This is a genomic window from Maribacter huludaoensis (genome assembly GCF_029350945.1).
GTDB classification, from domain to species: domain Bacteria; phylum Bacteroidota; class Bacteroidia; order Flavobacteriales; family Flavobacteriaceae; genus Maribacter; species Maribacter huludaoensis.
In genome coordinates, this window is record NZ_JARKMS010000007.1 from 23,772 (window position 1) to 40,673 (window position 16,902).

The following is a 16,902-nucleotide window of genomic DNA, read 5'->3' on the forward strand; positions in this document are numbered from 1 at the left end:
TTCAATTTTTGTCGACAATAACACCAAACGACCAAAGAAATTATTAAATGGAGAACTCGGTTAAAGTATCTGTCTGGAAAAAAATATTAGCGTTAGTATTGGCATTCGGACCAGGTATTTTTGCAATTGGGTATACTATAGGTACCGGTAGTGTAACCTCAATGATTGTTGCAGGTAGTACTTATGGTATGCAGCTTTTATGGGTATTATTGTTAAGTTGTGTTTTTTCGGGTTTGTTGATGTATGCCTATGGAAATTTTGCATTGGTTACAGGTGAAACAGCTTTGTACGCTTTCAAGAAACATTTGAAGTGGGGAAAACTCATTGCTATACTTATTATTCTAGGTATCTCCTTTGGTCAGTGGAATTCGTTAATGGGTATACTGGGCATTTCTGCCAATATTATCTATGAGATATTTTTAATTTATTTCCCCAGTTTGGCAGCTTTAAAATATGAGGCCGTATTGATAATAGCCATAACCGTTATTGTCCTGTTCTATGGTCTGTTGCTTGTAGGTAAGTATGCTTTTTTTGAAAAAATACTTGTCATTTTTGTTACCATAATGGGGCTGTCCTTTATTATATCGCTCTTTATGGTAAACCCTTTGCCAGTTGAAGTCATTAAAGGATTGATACCCACAATTCCTAAAGTTGAAGGAGGTCAAATGATGGTCGCTGCCTTTGTAGGAACCACTATGGCGGCAGCTACATTTTTGTCAAGACCGCTATTTGTAAAAGGAAAAGGCTGGACAATTAAAAATCGTGGGCAGCAAAAGAAAGATGCTATTATAGCGGCTTCATTGGTATTTTTTATCAGTGCTTCTGTAATGGCGGTGGCTTGTGGAGCGTTGTATCATCAAGGACAACCGGTTACCAAAGTTTTGGATATGGTGAATACCCTAGAACCGGTGGCAGGTAAATTTGCCCTTACGCTTTTCTTTTTTGGGACCTTAAGTGCAGGTTTATCGTCTATTTTTCCATGTTTATTGATAGCGCCAATTTTGTTGGCTGATTACCAATCCGGTGAATTGGATACCAACTCCAAACAATTTAGAATAATTACGGCGATTGCTTCTATGTTCGCTCTTATCGTTCCAATATATGGTGCCAATCCAATTCAAATGCAAATACTTTCTCAAGTATTCAATGTATTTGTACTGCCACTAGTAATCCTAGGAATTATCCTTCTCATCAACAATAAAAAAATAATGGCGAACTACAAGGCGGGCATATGGCTTAATTTAGGCTTGTTTGCAGCTCTTTTTTTTGCCTGTGTTATTTCTTACAATGGTATAGTTGCCTTGTTGGATTATTTTTGATCACGAGTAATATTTCTATTTTATTTTTTCAAAACATCCGATCATTTTAGAATAAGATTAATGGTATCTTTGCTTTTCTAAAAAGATTTTGAGGGGATATTAGCTCAGTTGGTTTAGAGCGCTGCCTTGACAGGGCAGAGGTCACCGGTTCGAATCCAGTATATCCCACATCTTTTAACGGATTGATCTAAATTTTCAGATAGGCATTGTTTCTTTTATTCAAGTTAAATAGTTGCCTTCTTTCTACAATCTATGGTTGTTTCCTTCGTTTATTATCAAAGGCTTATGGTTTAAAAAGAACGAGTAAGTGAATTGGGTTTATGTTAAACGGGTTAATTAAATATCTTGTACAAAATAAATTAATAGCATTTGTAATGTTATTGGTGCTTTTGCTATGGGGATTGATCAGTGCTCCTTTTAATGTTAATGGTATTTTAATTGGATCTAATCCCGTTTCTGTTGATGCAATTCCTGATCTTGGGGACAACCAACAAATAGTATTTACAGAATGGCAGGGGCAATCTCCTCAAGATATTGAAGATCAAATTACTTACCCTCTTACCTCACATCTTTTAGGGCTTCCGGGGGTTAAATCTGTTCGTAGTTCATCAATGTTCGGTTTTTCTACTATTTACTTGATATTTGAAGATGATATTGAATTTTACTGGAGTCGTAGTAGAATTTTAGAGAAATTAAATAGTCTGCCGGTAGATTTATTGCCTTCGGATGCAAGTCCAAAATTAGGACCGGATGCCACTGCCCTGGGTCAATTATTCTGGTACACCCTTGAGGGTAGGGACGAAAACGGAAAAGTTACCGGAGGATGGGATTTGCATGAGCTAAGGAAAATACAGGATTTTTATGTTAAAAATGCTCTTGCCTCTGCTGAAAATGTCTCTGAAGTTTCTTCTATTGGTGGCCATATTCAAGAATATCAAATTGAGGTAAATCCACAATTAATGCGTCAATATGAGATTGCATTGAAAGATGTGGTAAAGGCTATTAAAGAGACCAATAAAAATGTTGGCGCAAATACGATAGAAATAAATAATGCCGAATATCTAATTCGTGGGTTAGGTTTGGTGAAAAAGATCGATGACATAGAAAGTACGGTTGTTGTTTCCAATGACTTTGTTCCAATTAAAATTAAAGACATTGCCAATGTTACTTTAGGTCCTAAAGAGCGTAGAGGTATCTTGGACAAGGAAGGTGCTGAGGTTGTTGGCGGTGTGGTAGTAAGTAGATATGGCTCAAACCCGCAAAAAGTAATAGCGTCGGTCAAACAAAAAATCAAGGAATTAGAGAAGGGTATGCCCGTTAAGGAATTAAAGGATGGTTCCATTTCTAAATTGACAATAGTACCTTTTTACGATAGAACGGAGTTAATTAAAGATACGCTAGGTACCCTAAGTTCTGCTTTGTACTTAGAGATTTTAATAGCAGTTTTAGTGGTCTTGGTTATGTTGCGTAACCTTAAAATATCCGTAATTATTTCTGCATTATTGCCAGTTGCTGTGCTTATGGTGTTCATAGCCATGAAATTGTTTAAAGTTGAGGCAAACATTGTAGCACTGTCCGGTATAGCAATAGCGATCGGTACCATGGTTGATCTGGGTATAATTCTATCTGAAAATATAGTTCAAAAATTAGAACAGCCTATAAAAAACAAGTCTGTTGATGAACTGGTCATAGAAGGTGTCAATGAAGTTTCAGGAGCTATAGTAACTGCAGGGTTGACCACTATTTTAAGTTTTATTCCGGTATTTGTACTTTCAGGGGAAGAAGGCAGACTTTTTACCCCGTTGGCATTTACTAAAACAGCAGCATTGTTAGCGGCAATGTTATTATCGTTATTGGTTATTCCGCCATTAATTGCAAAATGGTATAGTGTAAATTTTAAAAATATAAAACCCAAAGGCTTTGGTTCTTACGTAATAGGTTTATTGGGTTTGTATATGATTATTTCTGGATTTTGGATAGGTCTGGTTCTAGTTGGGTTAACGGTCATTAATCTTATGCATTGTTACGGTATTCTTAAAAAGGAAAATTTTGAGAAGATTAGAATTGTTTATATTGTAATAACGACTTTATTAGTGCTGACCTATTATTGGAATCCATTAGGGTTTGATAATAACTACCTTGCGGACCTTTTGTTCGTATTACTGATATCAATTGGGGTGTTAGGGGTGCTTTACCTTTTTTATAGGTACTATGAAAGAATTCTACTTTGGGCTATGGCACATAAACTACAGTTCTTAAGTATGCCTATTTTGTTGTTGGTTCTGGGGTCTTTGGTTTATGTGAATTTAGGAAAGGAATTTATGCCAAAGTTAAATGAAGGCTCATTTTTGTTGATGCCTACTTCCACTGCCCATACAGGTATTTCTGAAAATAAGAAATTACTACAGCAATTAGATATGGCGGTTGTGTCTATACCAGAGGTTGAAACCGTTGTAGGTAAGGCAGGGCGTGTAAATTCAGCTTTAGATCCCGCTCCATTATCCATGTTTGAAAATGTGATAATTTATAAGACGGAATTTATGTTGGATGAAGGTGGTAGCCCGCTTTCTTTTAAAACAAATGATGAAGATCTGTTTGAAACTGTTAATGGTGAATTTGTGCCTTGGGGATCAGGAATTTCTCAAGACGAATTAATACCGGATTCTGATGGGAAATATTATAGAAATTGGAGGTCCCATATTCACAACCCGGATGATATCTGGAATGAAATAGTGAATGTCACCAAAATACCGGGAGTTACATCGGCTCCTCAATTACAGCCAATAGAAACTAGATTGGTAATGCTTCAAACAGGAATGCGGTCTTCTATGGGGATAAAGATTTTTGGTCCTGATCTTAAGTCTATTCAAAGTTTTGGCCGTTCACTGGAGAAGGAATTGAAAAAAATAGGAGAAGTAGATAAAGCTTCGGTGTTTTCAGATAGAATTGTGGCAAAGCCGTATTTAAATGTAATTTTTGATAGGGATAAAGCTGCTAGATACGGCATTACTATAAATGAATTACAAGAAATTTTAGAATCTGCAATAGGAGGAAAGGTATTGACACAGACAATTGAAGGTAGGGAAAGGTTTGATGTAACGATACGTTACCCACGAGAATTACGGTCTGCCCCAAAAGATTTACAAAATATAATTGTGTCCTTACCGGACGGTAGTTCCATTCCCCTATCAGAGGTAGCGCAAATTAATTTTGAAAAAGGTCCTCAAATAATAAAAAGTGAGGATGGTTTTTTAACCGGTTATGTTCTATTTGATAAAAAAGAAGGTTTGGCCAATGTTACCGTAGTAGAAAACGTAAAGAAAATTATTGAAGATAAAATTACTGATGGGGAATTGATTTTGCCAGATGGGGTACGGTTTAGATTTGCGGGAACGTACGAGAATAATCTACATGCAGAAAAGACATTGGCGGTAATTGTACCGTTGGTTTTGTTGGCAATTTTGTTTATTCTATATCTTCAGTTTAGATCATTAACTGTTTCATTAATGATATTTTCTGGTGTAGCGGTAGCTTTTGCAGGTGGTTTTATGATGTTATGGCTTTATGGGCAAGACTGGTTTTTAAATTTTAGTTTTTTAGGCAATAGTTTAAGAAATGTATTTAATGTAAAAACAGTAAACATGAGTGTTGCGGTATGGGTAGGTTTTATAGCTTTATTCGGTATAGCAACAGATGATGGTGTGGTTATTGCAACCTATTTAAAGCAGAGTTTTAAAAAGGTGAAACCAAATACTATAGAAGAAGTTAGGAAGGCGGTCTTAGAAGCTGGTAAAAAAAGGATAAGGCCTTGTTTAATGACCACTGCAACAACATTATTGGCACTTATACCCGTTTTGACTGCCAAGGGTCATGGTAAGGATATACTAATACCAATGGCAATTCCCGGGTTTGGCGGTATGCTAGTGGCGTTGGTGACATTATTGATAGTCCCTGTACTTTACAGTTTTTGGCAGGAATTGAAATTAAAAAGAGAAGTTAAGGAATGATCAGCTTGGATAAATATAAAAAGTATGTATTCTATGTAGCACTATTGCTTGTAGGTTTGCTGTTTGGGTATTTGTTTTTTGGAGAATCAAAAAGCGATAACACTGCAGTTTCCGTTGAGCACATGGAAGAAGATTCGTATACCTGCTCTATGCACCCTAGTGTGGTAAGTTCAAAAAAAAGTACATGTCCAATTTGCGGAATGGACCTTGTGAAAGCAAAAAATAATAGTAGCCTGGATTCCGATAATCTGTTTGAGATGAGTGAACGGGCCGTAGCGTTAGCAAATGTGCAAACAAGTATAATTGGTCTGGATAGTAAAAATGGAGAAATATCGTTATCTGGTGAAATTACTTCTAATGATAAGACCAATGCTACCCAAACAACCTTATTTGATGGTCGTTTAGATAAGCTAGAAGTAAATTACATTGGTGAGTACGTAAGAAAAGGTCAAGTGATAGGAACTATTTATAGTCCTGATCTTTATTTGGCCCAAGATAAATTATTGACATCGGCTTCATACAAGGATACTCATGAGAAATTATATGCAGCGGCAAGAAATACATTGGGTCTTTGGAAATTGACAGATCAACAGATCGAGGATTTATTGAAAACGGGTAAACCTATTAAAAATTTTCCTTTGGTAGCGGATGTTTCAGGAACCGTTGTGGAAATTTTGGCATCAGAGGGCAATTATTTCAAACAAGGCGACCCATTGTTCAAAGTTTCTAAATTGTCTACTGTTTGGGGTGTTTTTCAAGCTTATGAAAATCAGATGCCATTATTGAAAATAGGGCAGGAAATAGAAATAAGTTCAGAAGCATTCAAGGGCGAGACGATCCTTGCAAAAATATCTTTTATAGAGCCTATTTTAGATAGGGGCAGAAGAGTGGTATCGGTAAGGGCCAATATTGCGAACAAAGATGGAAAATGGAAACCGGGAATGTTCATTGAAGGCAAGGTTCAAGTGGATAGTGATGATGAACAATTATTAACGGTGCCCAAAAGTGCTGTTCTCTGGACAGGAGAGCGTTCGGTGGTTTATAAAAAAGCCGATGTAGCCAAACCGGTATTTGAATTGTTGCGAGTGAAATTGGGAGGGGTCGTTGGTGATAGCTATATTGTTTTAGATGGTCTTGAAACAGGAGATGAAATTGTAACAAACGGTGCTTTTGTTATTGATGCCGCAGCGCAATTACAGGGTAAAAATTCAATGATGTACTCAAATGAGGAAGATTTTCATAAAAAGGCCATTAAAAATAATCATTTGAGTAAGTTGACCAATCAACAAAATGAAAAACTAAAAGAGGCGCTTAATGTATATTTTAAACTGAAAAATGAATTGGTCAATTCTAACAAGGGGCAAACTATAGCGCTTGCCATAAAATTGAAAAATTCGTTAAGTCCTATAATCGGTAAAAACAATGTAGATAGTGTTTTAAATACCCATTTAGGTGCTGCCGATTCTTCATTGGCACTAATCGTAAATCAAAAAAGCTTAGAAGGGATTAGGGTAGAGTTTAAAAAGCTGTCAGAAGATTTTATAGCAATTTCATCGTATGTGATTGGTTTGGAAAGTCCAATATATGTTCAGCATTGTCCAATGGCCAACGGCAACACCGGCGCAGACTGGCTCAGTTTGGAAAAAGCTATTCAAAATCCATATTTTGGGGATAAAATGCTCACCTGTGGCAGTGTCGTCAAGATAATAGAATAGTTTTATATCAATTCAAGTACGCGCTCTAGTGCCATTCCTCTAGATCCTTTTATTAATATACTTGATTCGGGTTTTAGGTTGTTTTCTTTTAAATACATTTTTAAAGCATCAAAGTTTTTCAATTTAATAGTTTCGGTATCGGTCAAATAAAAATTTTCACCTACTAATAGTATATTTTCAAAGTTGAGGTGCTTGGCTAGATCGGCAATGTTTTGATGCTCTTCTTTAGCAGATGCTCCCAATTCGAACATATCACCTAAAATTAAAACTTTTTGGTCTTTCTGTAGTGTGTTGAAATTTTCCAACGCCACTTTCATGCTAGATGGGTTGGCGTTATAAGCATCTAGAATAATGTAGTGTCCGCTTTTATTTATTATTTGTGATCTGTTATTGTCCGGTGTGTAATTTTCAATTGCTTCCTTTACTTTGTTTAAACCAACATTAAAAAACTTGCCCATAATGATCGCAGCGCAACAATTGGAAAAATTGTAAGTACCGATCAAATTAGATTTAATGATAATTTCTTCAACTGAAATGGTAACGAACGGTTGTGCTTCTAATAATTCTATATTGTAATATTGAGGGTTTAGTGTGCTAAAACCATATTTTTTGGTATATGAAGACAGCTTCTCCATTTGTATGGTATCATCAGCATTTAAAAAGACGGATTTTTTATGGGAGGTTAGATAATCATATAGTTCGCTTTTGCCTTTTATAACTCCCTCAACGCCTCCAAAACCCTCTAAGTGGGCTTTACCGAAATTAGTGATGTATCCAAAATCCGGTTCGGCAATAGAGCATAGAAATTCAATTTCTTTTTGGTGGTTTGCCCCCATTTCCACTATGGCAATTTCAGTATCTGCCTTTATATTCAATAATGTAAGTGGTACGCCAATATGATTGTTTAGATTGCCTTTTGTGGCAATTGTAGCGTAAGTAGTGCTAAGTACCGCATTTATTAATTCTTTGGTAGTTGTTTTTCCATTGCTACCTGTAAGACTGATTATTTGCGCTTTACTTTGCTTTCTATGATAATTGGCCAACTGCTGCAATGTTTGTAAAACATCATCTACGATTATTGTTCTTTTATCGACGAAGTATTTTTTTTCATCAATCACAACTAAACTAGCGCCGTTGTCAAGAGCTTGTTGGGCGTAAGCGTTACCATTGAAATTCTCTCCCTTTAAAGCGAAGAAAATATCGTTTTTATTAATTTTTCTGGTATCTGTACTTACTGATGGGTTTGCTAAAAAAGCAGCATGTAAATCTTGAATATTCATAAAATCGAAGATAAAAAAAAGCCCCTTAAATAAGGGGCTTTTTTAGTTTGTAAAGAGAAAAATTATTTAGCTTTTTTTCCTCTTACTGTTTTGTTTTTTGTTTTAGACTTAGAGCCAACTCTAGACATTGCACATCTAAAACCAATATAATCGGTAGCCATATATTGTGGCAAATATCTTCTTTGTGCTGGGTCTAACCAGTAAGCTCTATCTCTCCAAGAACCACCTTTGTAAACTCTTACTTCATCATTGATCAATGTAGTTCTATTATTAGAAGAGTCATAATTTTTTACAAGATTTCCTAAAGAATCTCTTTCAACAGAATGCTTAGGAGAGTTGTACATTTTTTTGCTTTCATCTTCCTCTTCGTCATCACTAAATCTGTCATAGAATCTTGAAGAACCGGCATCACCATCTCTATATCCTCTGTTATCACTAGAAGAGAAGTTTGTTCTTAAATAAGTTTCTTCTTCATCAACGGGTACCATTTTTATTTCACCTGGTAAGTTTACGGCAACAACTTTACCGTTTGGCAACGTATCGTATACTATAGAATCTCTAAGAATATTTACTTTACCATCCTCGCCAATAGCGCTTTTCATATAAATATTACCTCTGTAGTAATTGAAATCACTTACTTCGTCATCTACTATTGGTCTATAAACATCCGCTACCCATTCTGCAACGTTACCTGCCATATCGTAAAGACCTAAATCGTTTGGCTTGTAAGACATAACTTGAGCAGTAATATCGGCACCATCATCTGACCATCCTGCAATTCCGCCATAATCACCCTTACCTTGCTTAAAGTTCGCTAATTGATCACCTCTGCCTACACGTTGTCCGTTACGAGTATAATCACCTTCCCATGGGTACTTTTTTCTACCTCTGTAGTTGTTGTATTCTCTTTGTCCAACTTGAGCTTGGGCAGCATATTCCCATTCAGTTTCCGTTGGTAATCTATATTCTGGCATAATAATACCGCTACTTCTTTTTGCAAAAGTAGATGTACTATCTTTTTTCATTTTTCCTTGTAAAGAATCAATTTGTCCGTTATAAACAGATTCTGGTCTGTTTAGGTAAGCTTCTGTACTGAAAGTACCTTGAACTTCACCTGTAGCTGCTTGGTATTTGGCATCTTCAGATAAGTAACCTTCCCTTTCTAACATAACTTCGTTTACACGATCCGTTCTCCATTCGGCAAATTGTGTAGCCTGGATCCAGTTTACGCCAACTACAGGGTATTCTGCGTATGCAGGGTGTCTCAGGTAATTGTTTGTCATAGTCTCGTTAAAGCCTAATCTATTTCTCCAAACCAATGTATCTGGTAAAGCACCAACATAAATATTGGTATACTTAGGATTTTCTGGAGGGTAAACACTCTTTAAGTAATCAAGGTATTCCAAATACATTACATTGGTTACCTCGGTTTCATCCATATAAAAAGATTGAACGTGCTGTGCTGTTGGGGTATTGTTCCAATCATGCATTACATCATCTTGTACCTTACCCTTGGTAAATGTACCACCTTCAACAAATACCAGTCCTGGAGCGGTTTCCTGCTCTTTAAAATCGGTATTGTATTGAAAACCACCTTCTTTGGCATTTATTTTCCAACCTGTAGCTCTAGAGGTATTTTTTCCAGATGAGGATTTAGAACAGCTACTTACTGTAAAACCTCCTACTAATACCGTGCATGAGAGTACAACTTTTATTAAATGTTTTTTCATAATTAGGACTTGAGTTCAATTTACACACTCTATAATAGTTTGGTAGCTATAGAATATGATACTGTAATTTCTTTTAATTTGTTCGTCACTTTCGCTCAATAGAACGGTGTTTTGATGAGATTATTTTACAATTGAAAATAATTTTAAAAATCTCATGGCAAACTGTCAATAAAATTTCGCTCGCTTAAATAGGTAAACGCTGAAAACTATTAATTAGTATGGTTTTGGATATTTCTTTTAGAAAGGATAAACAAGTATATTTTTTTGGGCAAAAACAACCCGCGTAAAGCATGCTAGAAAACTGTGATGGCAAATTCTTACAAAAAACTTGTTGCTGATACAAGATAACGTGAAAAACAGCGTTTACATGTAAAATAATAATTGTAAATATATTTATACGGTATATTTCGTTCTTATTACTAAATGTAAAAATTCTGATGCGAAAAATTTCAATAATTTTCTTTGTATTAATAGTAGGTAAGATTTTTGCGCAAGATGGTGATCGTGTAATTACCACGGCCGTACCTTTTCTAACAATTGCGGCAGATGCAAGGTCTGCAGGTATGGGTGATATGGGTGTTGCAACATCCACAGATGCTTTTTCGCAACAGTGGAACCCGGCCAAGTTTGCCTTTGCGGAACAAAAAATGGGAATAGGTGTTAGTTATACTCCGTATTTAGAAAGTATTATTACCGATATTTCGTTGTTAAACGCAAGTTTTTATAACAAATTAAATGAGCAGAGCGCCTTTGCCGTTAGTTTAAGGTACTTTACTCTGGGGGAAATAGAATTAAGACAGTCGTTTGATGATGATGGTTTTGTTGTTAAGCCAAATGAATTGGCGCTTGATGGCTCTTATTCCTTAAAATTAAGTCCAACTTTTTCCATGGCCGTTGGTGGGCGTTTCATTAGCTCAAACTTAAAGTTTCCAGATGCTAATGTAGATTCTCAGGCAGCAAACTCATTTGCTGTAGATGTTGCGGGATTTTATAGGTCTAGAGAAATTGCGTATAATAATTTTGATGGTAGATGGAGGGCAGGTTTCAACCTTTCCAACATAGGTGGTAAAATACGTTATGATGCTGGTGGACAAGAGAATTTTCTGCCTAGTAAATTAAGTTTTGGCGGGGGTTTTGATTTTATACTTGATCAGGATAACGTTATCGGTATAACAACGGAATTTACGAAACTATTGGTGCCAACTCCGCAAGATTTTGACAATGATGGCGATTTGGATGCCGCAGATAGGGATATCTATCAAAATGAAAGCGGATTTAGTGGAATTTTCAATTCTTTTTCTGATGCACCCGAAGGTTTTGGTGAAGAATTAAAAGAGTTTACATGGGCACTAGGGGCAGAGTATACATATCAAGATGCATTCATGCTAAGAACCGGTTATTTTAATGAAAGTGAAGAAAAAGGTTCTAGAAAGTTCTTTACGTTAGGTGCCGGTTTTAAATTTAAAGCGGCGCAAGTTGATCTGTCTTACTTGTTCTCTACATCTCAGGTTAGAAATCCACTGGAAAATACACTACGTTTTTCTCTTACCTTTAATTTGGGCGAAGAGTTTTATAACGATTAATTGAAATATAGATTTTTATACATATAAAACCTGCTTTGTGCAGGTTTTTTTATGTCCATACGTTTTTTAGCTTCAATTACTATTGGCAACAGGTTTATATTTGTAGATTGAAAAACAAAATAAAAATATGGTCAGCCAAAAGAAAATAAGCTTTGATATTAAGGTATACGATTCGTTGAGCGAACTTAGTAGCGGAGATCAGAATTTAATGTCCGTTGCCGTAAAGGCTAGAAAAAGAGCTTATGCGCCTTATTCTAGTTTTAATGTAGGGGCATCTGTATTGTTGGAGAACGGTGAAATTATAGAGGGCAATAATCAGGAGAATGCATCATATCCTTCCGGGCTATGTGCAGAAAGGGTTGCGGTTTTCTATGCCGGTTCAAAATATCCTGGCATGAAGATCAAGGCAATAGCAATTACGGCCGCATCTTTAAATCATGAAGTAAACGAACCTGCTGCACCTTGTGGTAATTGTAGACAGGCAATTTCAGAATATGAATTTAGACAGCAAGAACCTATTAAAATTTTATTAATGGGCGAGACCGGCAGTGTAATTGAATGTAATTCTCTTGCAGATTTATTGCCGCTTGGCTTTAATAGCAGCTTTTTAAATTAAGAAAACTTGCAAAAAGTATTGTAAATAAACACGTTATATAGTTTATTTGTTAAGCATATAATTTCTGGGTCGATTTGCTTCTATAATTTTTATCGATTCATTAATATGTGTATTTTTGCTCTTCTTGGATACCTAGGTCATAATGCCTTAGTTACCAAACATAGAATTTAAACCTTTAGTTAAAATTGATGAAAAAAATCACCAAGGAAACGTATTTAAAATGGTATGAGGACATGCTGTTTTGGAGAAAGTTTGAAGATAAATTGGCTGCTGTGTACATTCAGCAAAAGGTAAGAGGGTTTTTGCATTTGTATAATGGGCAAGAAGCCGTATTGGCTGGAGCTCTTCATGCAATGGACCTGACCAAGGACCGAATGATAACCGCTTACAGAAACCATGTTCAACCAATTGGTATGGGTGTAGACCCTAAAATGGTTATGGCTGAACTTTATGGCAAGGTTACAGGTACTTCTAAAGGTATGGGAGGATCTATGCACATATTTTCTAAAGAACATCGTTTTCATGGAGGTCATGGAATCGTAGGGGGGCAAATTCCTCTAGGTGCAGGTATGGCTTTTGGTGATAAATATGCAGGTAGGGATAATGTTACCTTATGTTATATGGGTGATGGTGCCGTAAGACAAGGTTCATTACATGAAACTTTCAACTTGGCCATGTTATGGCAATTGCCAGTAGTTTTTATCTGTGAGAATAACGGTTATGCAATGGGTACTTCGGTAGCAAGAACTTCTTTTTCTACGGAAATCTGGAAATTAGGTTTAGGTTATGAAATGCCTTGTGGTCCAGTTGATGGTATGAACCCTGTAACAGTTGCTCAGGAAATGAGTAAAGCTATTGAAAGAGCACGTAGTGGTGGTGGACCAACTTTCCTAGAAATGAAGACGTACAGGTATAGAGGTCATTCCATGTCAGATGCGCAACATTACAGAACCAAGGACGAGGTTGAAGAATACAAAAAGATAGATCCAATTACTCAGGTATTGGATATAATCAAAGAAAATAAATACGCAACAGAAGCTGAAATCAAAGAAATTGACAAAAAAGTCAAATCAATGGTTAAGGAATGCGAAAAGTTTGCAGAAGAATCAGATTATCCACCGGTAAACCAATTATATGATATGGTTTACGAACAAGAGGATTTTCCATTTGTTCAACATAAATTGTAATTAGATGGCTATAGTAGTGAATATGCCCCGTTTAAGCGATACCATGGAAGAAGGTACCGTAGCTAAATGGTTAAAAAGCGTTGGTGATAAAATAGAAGAAGGAGATATATTGGCAGAAATCGAAACCGATAAGGCGACGATGGAATTCGAATCTTTTAATGAAGGCACATTATTGCATATTGGTATTAAAGAAGGAGATACTGCTCCGGTTGATAGTCTTTTGGCAATTATAGGTGATGAAGGCGAGGATATTTCTTCTTTGATCAATGGAGTAGGCGAAGCTTCTACTTCAGAAGATAGCTCTGAGGAAGCTTCTGCAACTGAATCTTCTTCTGATGATAATGAGGAGCAAGGTTCGGGCGAAGTACCGGAAGGAGTTGAAATCGTTAAGATGCCGCGCTTAAGCGATACCATGGAAGAAGGTACCGTTGCAAGTTGGTTGAAAAAAGTTGGTGACGATGTTGAAGAGGGAGACATTCTTGCAGAGATTGAAACCGATAAGGCTACTATGGAATTTGAGTCTTTCTACAGTGGTAAGTTATTATATATTGGAATACAAGAAGGTGAATCTTCTCCTGTTGATGCGGTTTTGGCGGTTATAGGTCCTGAAGGAACCGATGTTGATGCTGTTTTGAACAATAAATCTGGTGGAAGTAAAAAAAGTTCTGCTGGTGAAACCAAAAAAGAAGAAAGCAAATCTACTGATACTGCAGAAAAGAAAGAGGTTGCTAAGCCAGTAAACGATGGTGAACGCATTTTTGCTTCGCCGTTGGCTAAGAAAATAGCTGCGGATAAAGGTATAGACTTGGCCAGTGTTTCCGGATCTGGGGATAATGGTCGCATTATCAAGAAAGATATAGAGAACTTTACACCTAGTGCGGCTACTGCTGCCCCTGCTGCTTCAGCAAGTGTAAAAGTTGATAATGCAATAGCTTCACAACCGGTTTCAATGGCTTTGCCATCTGGTGAGGAGGGTACTGAAGAAGTTAAAAATTCTAATATGCGCAAGGCAATAGCCAAAGCATTAGGAAATTCTAAATTCAACGCTCCACATTTCTATTTGACCATTGAGGTAGATATGGACAATGCAAAAGCTTCACGTGCTCAGATAAACAGTCTTCCGGATACTAAGGTTTCTTTTAACGATATGGTATTAAAAGCTTGTGCAATGGCGCTTAGAAAGCATCCTCAAGTAAATACTTCTTGGAACGGAGATACTACAAAACACTACAAGCATATACACATGGGTGTGGCTGTAGCTGTAGATGAAGGTTTGGTAGTGCCAGTTGTAAAGCATGCAGATTTATTAGGCTTAACTCAGATTGGTAGCGCCGTTAAGGATTTGGCCGGTAAGGCGAGAAACAAGAAAATTGCACCGTCAGAAATGGAGGGTAGTACATTTACGGTTTCTAATTTGGGCATGTTCGGTATACTTGAATTTACAAGTATCATCAATCAACCAAATTCGGCAATACTTTCAGTTGGTGCTATTGTTGAAAAACCAGTTGTTAAAAATGGAGAAATAGTTGTAGGAAATACAATGAAATTAACACTAGCCTGTGATCATAGAACTGTTGATGGCGCTGTGGGAGCTCAGTTCCTTCAGACATTAAGATATTTTGTGGAGAATCCGGTTACTATGTTGGCGTAGAACAGAGATTTAACAATAGAATTAAATAAGCATCCTTTCATCGGGATGCTTTTTTTATCTTTATATCCTAAATAAGACAAAATAATGAAACATACGTGGTTAGTACTTTTTTATATGTTGATTGTTGGTTGTGGTGGGGCAAAAGTTGATCAGTCAACAGTATTGAACCCAACCAATCCTAAAGGAGTTAAAGGGTCGGTTTTGCAGGAAAGCAAAGATAATGTTCAAAAAAGTAGCTTAGAAAGCGTAAATTCTACAGTAGCTCTAAATAATTTATCAAAAGATATTGAGGCGACGATGACTTTCTTGACATCCGATGAATTAATGGGTAGGGATACCGGTAGCAAAGGAATCGCAAAAGCTGCTGATTACATACAAAACGTATTTCAGGACAATAATATTCAACCATATTTTGGCTCGTTCAAAGATACATTGGAAAATTATAGTGATGGTGTAGCATATAATGTTGTAGGTTTCTTGCCTGGAACAGACCCAAAGCTTAAAAACGAGTTTGTGATAATTGGGGCGCATTATGATCATATTGGTTTGATCAGCGGAACGGTAGAAGATGAAATTGCAAACGGCGCCAACGACAATGCATCGGGTACTACTACGGTTTTAGAATTTGCAAAATACTTTGGAAAACAAAAAAACAATAAAAGGAGTTTAATTTTTGCCCTTTTTACGGCTGAGGAAAAAGGCTTGGTAGGCTCTAAGCATTTGGCTAAAAAATTAAAAGATCAAAACATTGATCTGTATGCCATGCTTAATTTTGAAATGGTAGGTGTACCAATGGTAGATAAAGACCATAGTTTATATTTAACGGGTTATGAGTTGTCTAACTTGGCGGAAGTCAGTAATAAATACGCAGGTAAAAATCTTGTGGGTTTTCTTCCAAAAGCAAAAGAATTTAATCTATTTAGACGATCGGACAATGCACCTTTTCATGATGAATTTAATATACCGTCGCAAACTTATAGTTCTTTTGATTTTACCAATTTTGGTGAGTATCACAAGGTAGGGGACGAGGCATCGTTAATGGACTTCAATTTTATGGCTGTAATTGTAAAGGAATCTATACCAATGCTTGAAGGTATTGTCAATGCACAGGTAAAAGAAGTAAAGTATAATTAATGGAATACATTATAGTAACAGGAACCAGTAGGGGAATTGGATTTGAGCTCAGTAAATTATTGGCAGATGCGGGGCATAAAGTTTTGGCGCTTTCTAGAAACGATAAGCCAATAAAGAATCTTGAAAATGACAATATTGAAGCATTCGCTTTTGATGTATCTTCAATAGAAGATAGAAATAGGTTGTCCGGTTTTTTGAACGAAAAAAATGCCAGTGTCCTGGCCTTGATCAATAATGCGGGCAAACTTATCAATAAGCCTTTTCTAGAATTAACGGAAGAAGAATTTAAGTCTGTTTATGATGTTAACGTCTTTGGCGTTGCGGCGATGACCAGATTAATTATTCCTTTTATGAATAAAAAGGGTCACGTTCTTACTATAAGTTCTATGGGCGGTATACAGGGTAGTGCTAAATTTCCCGGTCTTTCGGCTTATAGCTCAAGTAAAGGGGCGGTGTTAACTTTGACAGAGCTGCTGGCAGAGGAGTTCAAGGAAACCGGTCCTTCATTTAATGCTTTGGCCCTAGGTGCCGTGCAGACAGAGATGTTAGAAGAAGCATTCCCTGGTTATGAGGCTCCGGTAAGTGCTGAACAAATGGCGGAGTATATTATGGACTTTACCTTAAAGGGACAGAAATTGTACAATGGTAAAATCTTACAGGTTAGCAGTAGTACACCATAA

Annotated in this window: 11 protein-coding genes and 1 tRNA gene; 10 read left to right on the forward strand and 2 right to left on the reverse strand. The window is 36.6% G+C overall.

Annotation, left to right across the window (positions count from 1 at the left end; all coding sequences use genetic code 11):
- The first annotated feature begins 47 nt into the window (after positions 1-47).
- The 4 genes from PXC01_RS16795 (at position 48) to PXC01_RS16810 (ending at position 7,041) form a co-directional block, all read left to right on the forward strand.
- The gene (locus PXC01_RS16795; RefSeq protein ID WP_276473445.1) at positions 48-1,319 is read left to right on the forward strand and encodes an Nramp family divalent metal transporter; all 1,272 of its coding nucleotides are present in this window, start codon (positions 48-50) and stop codon (positions 1,317-1,319) included.
- 93 nt (positions 1,320-1,412) lie between these two features.
- Positions 1,413-1,487, forward strand: a tRNA-Val gene (locus tag PXC01_RS16800).
- 152 nt (positions 1,488-1,639) lie between these two features.
- Positions 1,640-5,326 (forward strand): efflux RND transporter permease subunit, encoded by a 3,687-nt coding sequence (locus PXC01_RS16805; RefSeq protein ID WP_276473446.1) that lies wholly within the window; start codon positions 1,640-1,642, stop codon positions 5,324-5,326.
- A complete protein-coding gene (locus PXC01_RS16810; protein WP_276473447.1) occupies positions 5,323-7,041 on the forward strand; it encodes an efflux RND transporter periplasmic adaptor subunit in 1,719 nt (572 codons plus the stop codon). The genes PXC01_RS16805 and PXC01_RS16810 overlap by 4 nt, the downstream gene beginning before the upstream one ends.
- Before the next feature lie 2 nt (positions 7,042-7,043).
- Here the strand turns inward: PXC01_RS16810 and PXC01_RS16815 are convergent, their stop codons facing one another.
- Positions 7,044-8,321 (reverse strand): UDP-N-acetylmuramoyl-tripeptide--D-alanyl-D-alanine ligase, encoded by a 1,278-nt coding sequence (locus tag PXC01_RS16815; RefSeq protein ID WP_276473448.1) that lies wholly within the window; start codon positions 8,319-8,321, stop codon positions 7,044-7,046.
- Positions 8,322-8,383: 62 nt separating this feature from the next.
- Positions 8,384-10,051, reverse strand: a complete 1,668-nt coding sequence (gldJ, locus tag PXC01_RS16820; protein ID WP_276473449.1) for a gliding motility lipoprotein GldJ — start codon at positions 10,049-10,051, stop codon at positions 8,384-8,386.
- Between the two features lie 437 nt (positions 10,052-10,488).
- On the opposite strand from gldJ, the gene porV reads away from it, so the two are divergent.
- From porV to PXC01_RS16850, 6 genes are all read left to right on the forward strand, one after another.
- A complete protein-coding gene (porV, locus tag PXC01_RS16825; RefSeq protein ID WP_276473450.1) occupies positions 10,489-11,634 on the forward strand; it encodes a type IX secretion system outer membrane channel protein PorV in 1,146 nt (381 codons plus the stop codon).
- A 127-nt stretch (positions 11,635-11,761) separates the two neighbouring features.
- On the forward strand, positions 11,762-12,250 hold the full coding sequence (cdd, locus tag PXC01_RS16830) for a cytidine deaminase (RefSeq protein ID WP_276473451.1): 489 nt from the start codon (positions 11,762-11,764) through the stop codon (positions 12,248-12,250).
- 188 nt (positions 12,251-12,438) lie between these two features.
- Positions 12,439-13,437, forward strand: coding sequence for a pyruvate dehydrogenase (acetyl-transferring) E1 component subunit alpha (gene pdhA / locus PXC01_RS16835; RefSeq protein ID WP_276473452.1), 999 nt, complete (start codon positions 12,439-12,441; stop codon positions 13,435-13,437).
- A 4-nt stretch (positions 13,438-13,441) separates the two neighbouring features.
- Entirely contained in the window at positions 13,442-15,088 is a 1,647-nt protein-coding gene (locus tag PXC01_RS16840; RefSeq protein ID WP_276473453.1) for a pyruvate dehydrogenase complex dihydrolipoamide acetyltransferase, read from the forward strand.
- An 84-nt stretch (positions 15,089-15,172) separates the two neighbouring features.
- Complete coding sequence (locus PXC01_RS16845; RefSeq protein ID WP_276473454.1) at positions 15,173-16,222, forward strand: M28 family metallopeptidase; 1,050 nt, start codon at positions 15,173-15,175, stop codon at positions 16,220-16,222.
- Positions 16,222-16,902, forward strand: coding sequence for an SDR family NAD(P)-dependent oxidoreductase (locus PXC01_RS16850; RefSeq protein WP_276473455.1), 681 nt, complete (start codon positions 16,222-16,224; stop codon positions 16,900-16,902). Before PXC01_RS16845 ends, PXC01_RS16850 begins: the two co-directional genes overlap by 1 nt.

Bases quoted from the DNA above. Each gene is read 5' to 3' on its own strand.
- PXC01_RS16795 (WP_276473445.1), top strand. From the start codon at position 48: ATGGAGAACTCGGTTAAAGTATCTGTCTGGAAAAAAATATTAGCGTTA.
- PXC01_RS16805 (WP_276473446.1), top strand. From the start codon at position 1,640: ATGTTAAACGGGTTAATTAAATATCTTGTACAAAATAAATTAATAGCA.
- PXC01_RS16810 (WP_276473447.1), top strand. From the start codon at position 5,323: ATGATCAGCTTGGATAAATATAAAAAGTATGTATTCTATGTAGCACTA.
- PXC01_RS16815 (WP_276473448.1), bottom strand. From the start codon at position 8,321: ATGAATATTCAAGATTTACATGCTGCTTTTTTAGCAAACCCATCAGTA.
- gldJ (WP_276473449.1), bottom strand. From the start codon at position 10,051: ATGAAAAAACATTTAATAAAAGTTGTACTCTCATGCACGGTATTAGTA.
- porV (WP_276473450.1), top strand. From the start codon at position 10,489: ATGCGAAAAATTTCAATAATTTTCTTTGTATTAATAGTAGGTAAGATT.
- cdd (WP_276473451.1), top strand. From the start codon at position 11,762: ATGGTCAGCCAAAAGAAAATAAGCTTTGATATTAAGGTATACGATTCG.
- pdhA (WP_276473452.1), top strand. From the start codon at position 12,439: ATGAAAAAAATCACCAAGGAAACGTATTTAAAATGGTATGAGGACATG.
- PXC01_RS16840 (WP_276473453.1), top strand. From the start codon at position 13,442: ATGGCTATAGTAGTGAATATGCCCCGTTTAAGCGATACCATGGAAGAA.
- PXC01_RS16845 (WP_276473454.1), top strand. From the start codon at position 15,173: ATGAAACATACGTGGTTAGTACTTTTTTATATGTTGATTGTTGGTTGT.
- PXC01_RS16850 (WP_276473455.1), top strand. From the start codon at position 16,222: ATGGAATACATTATAGTAACAGGAACCAGTAGGGGAATTGGATTTGAG.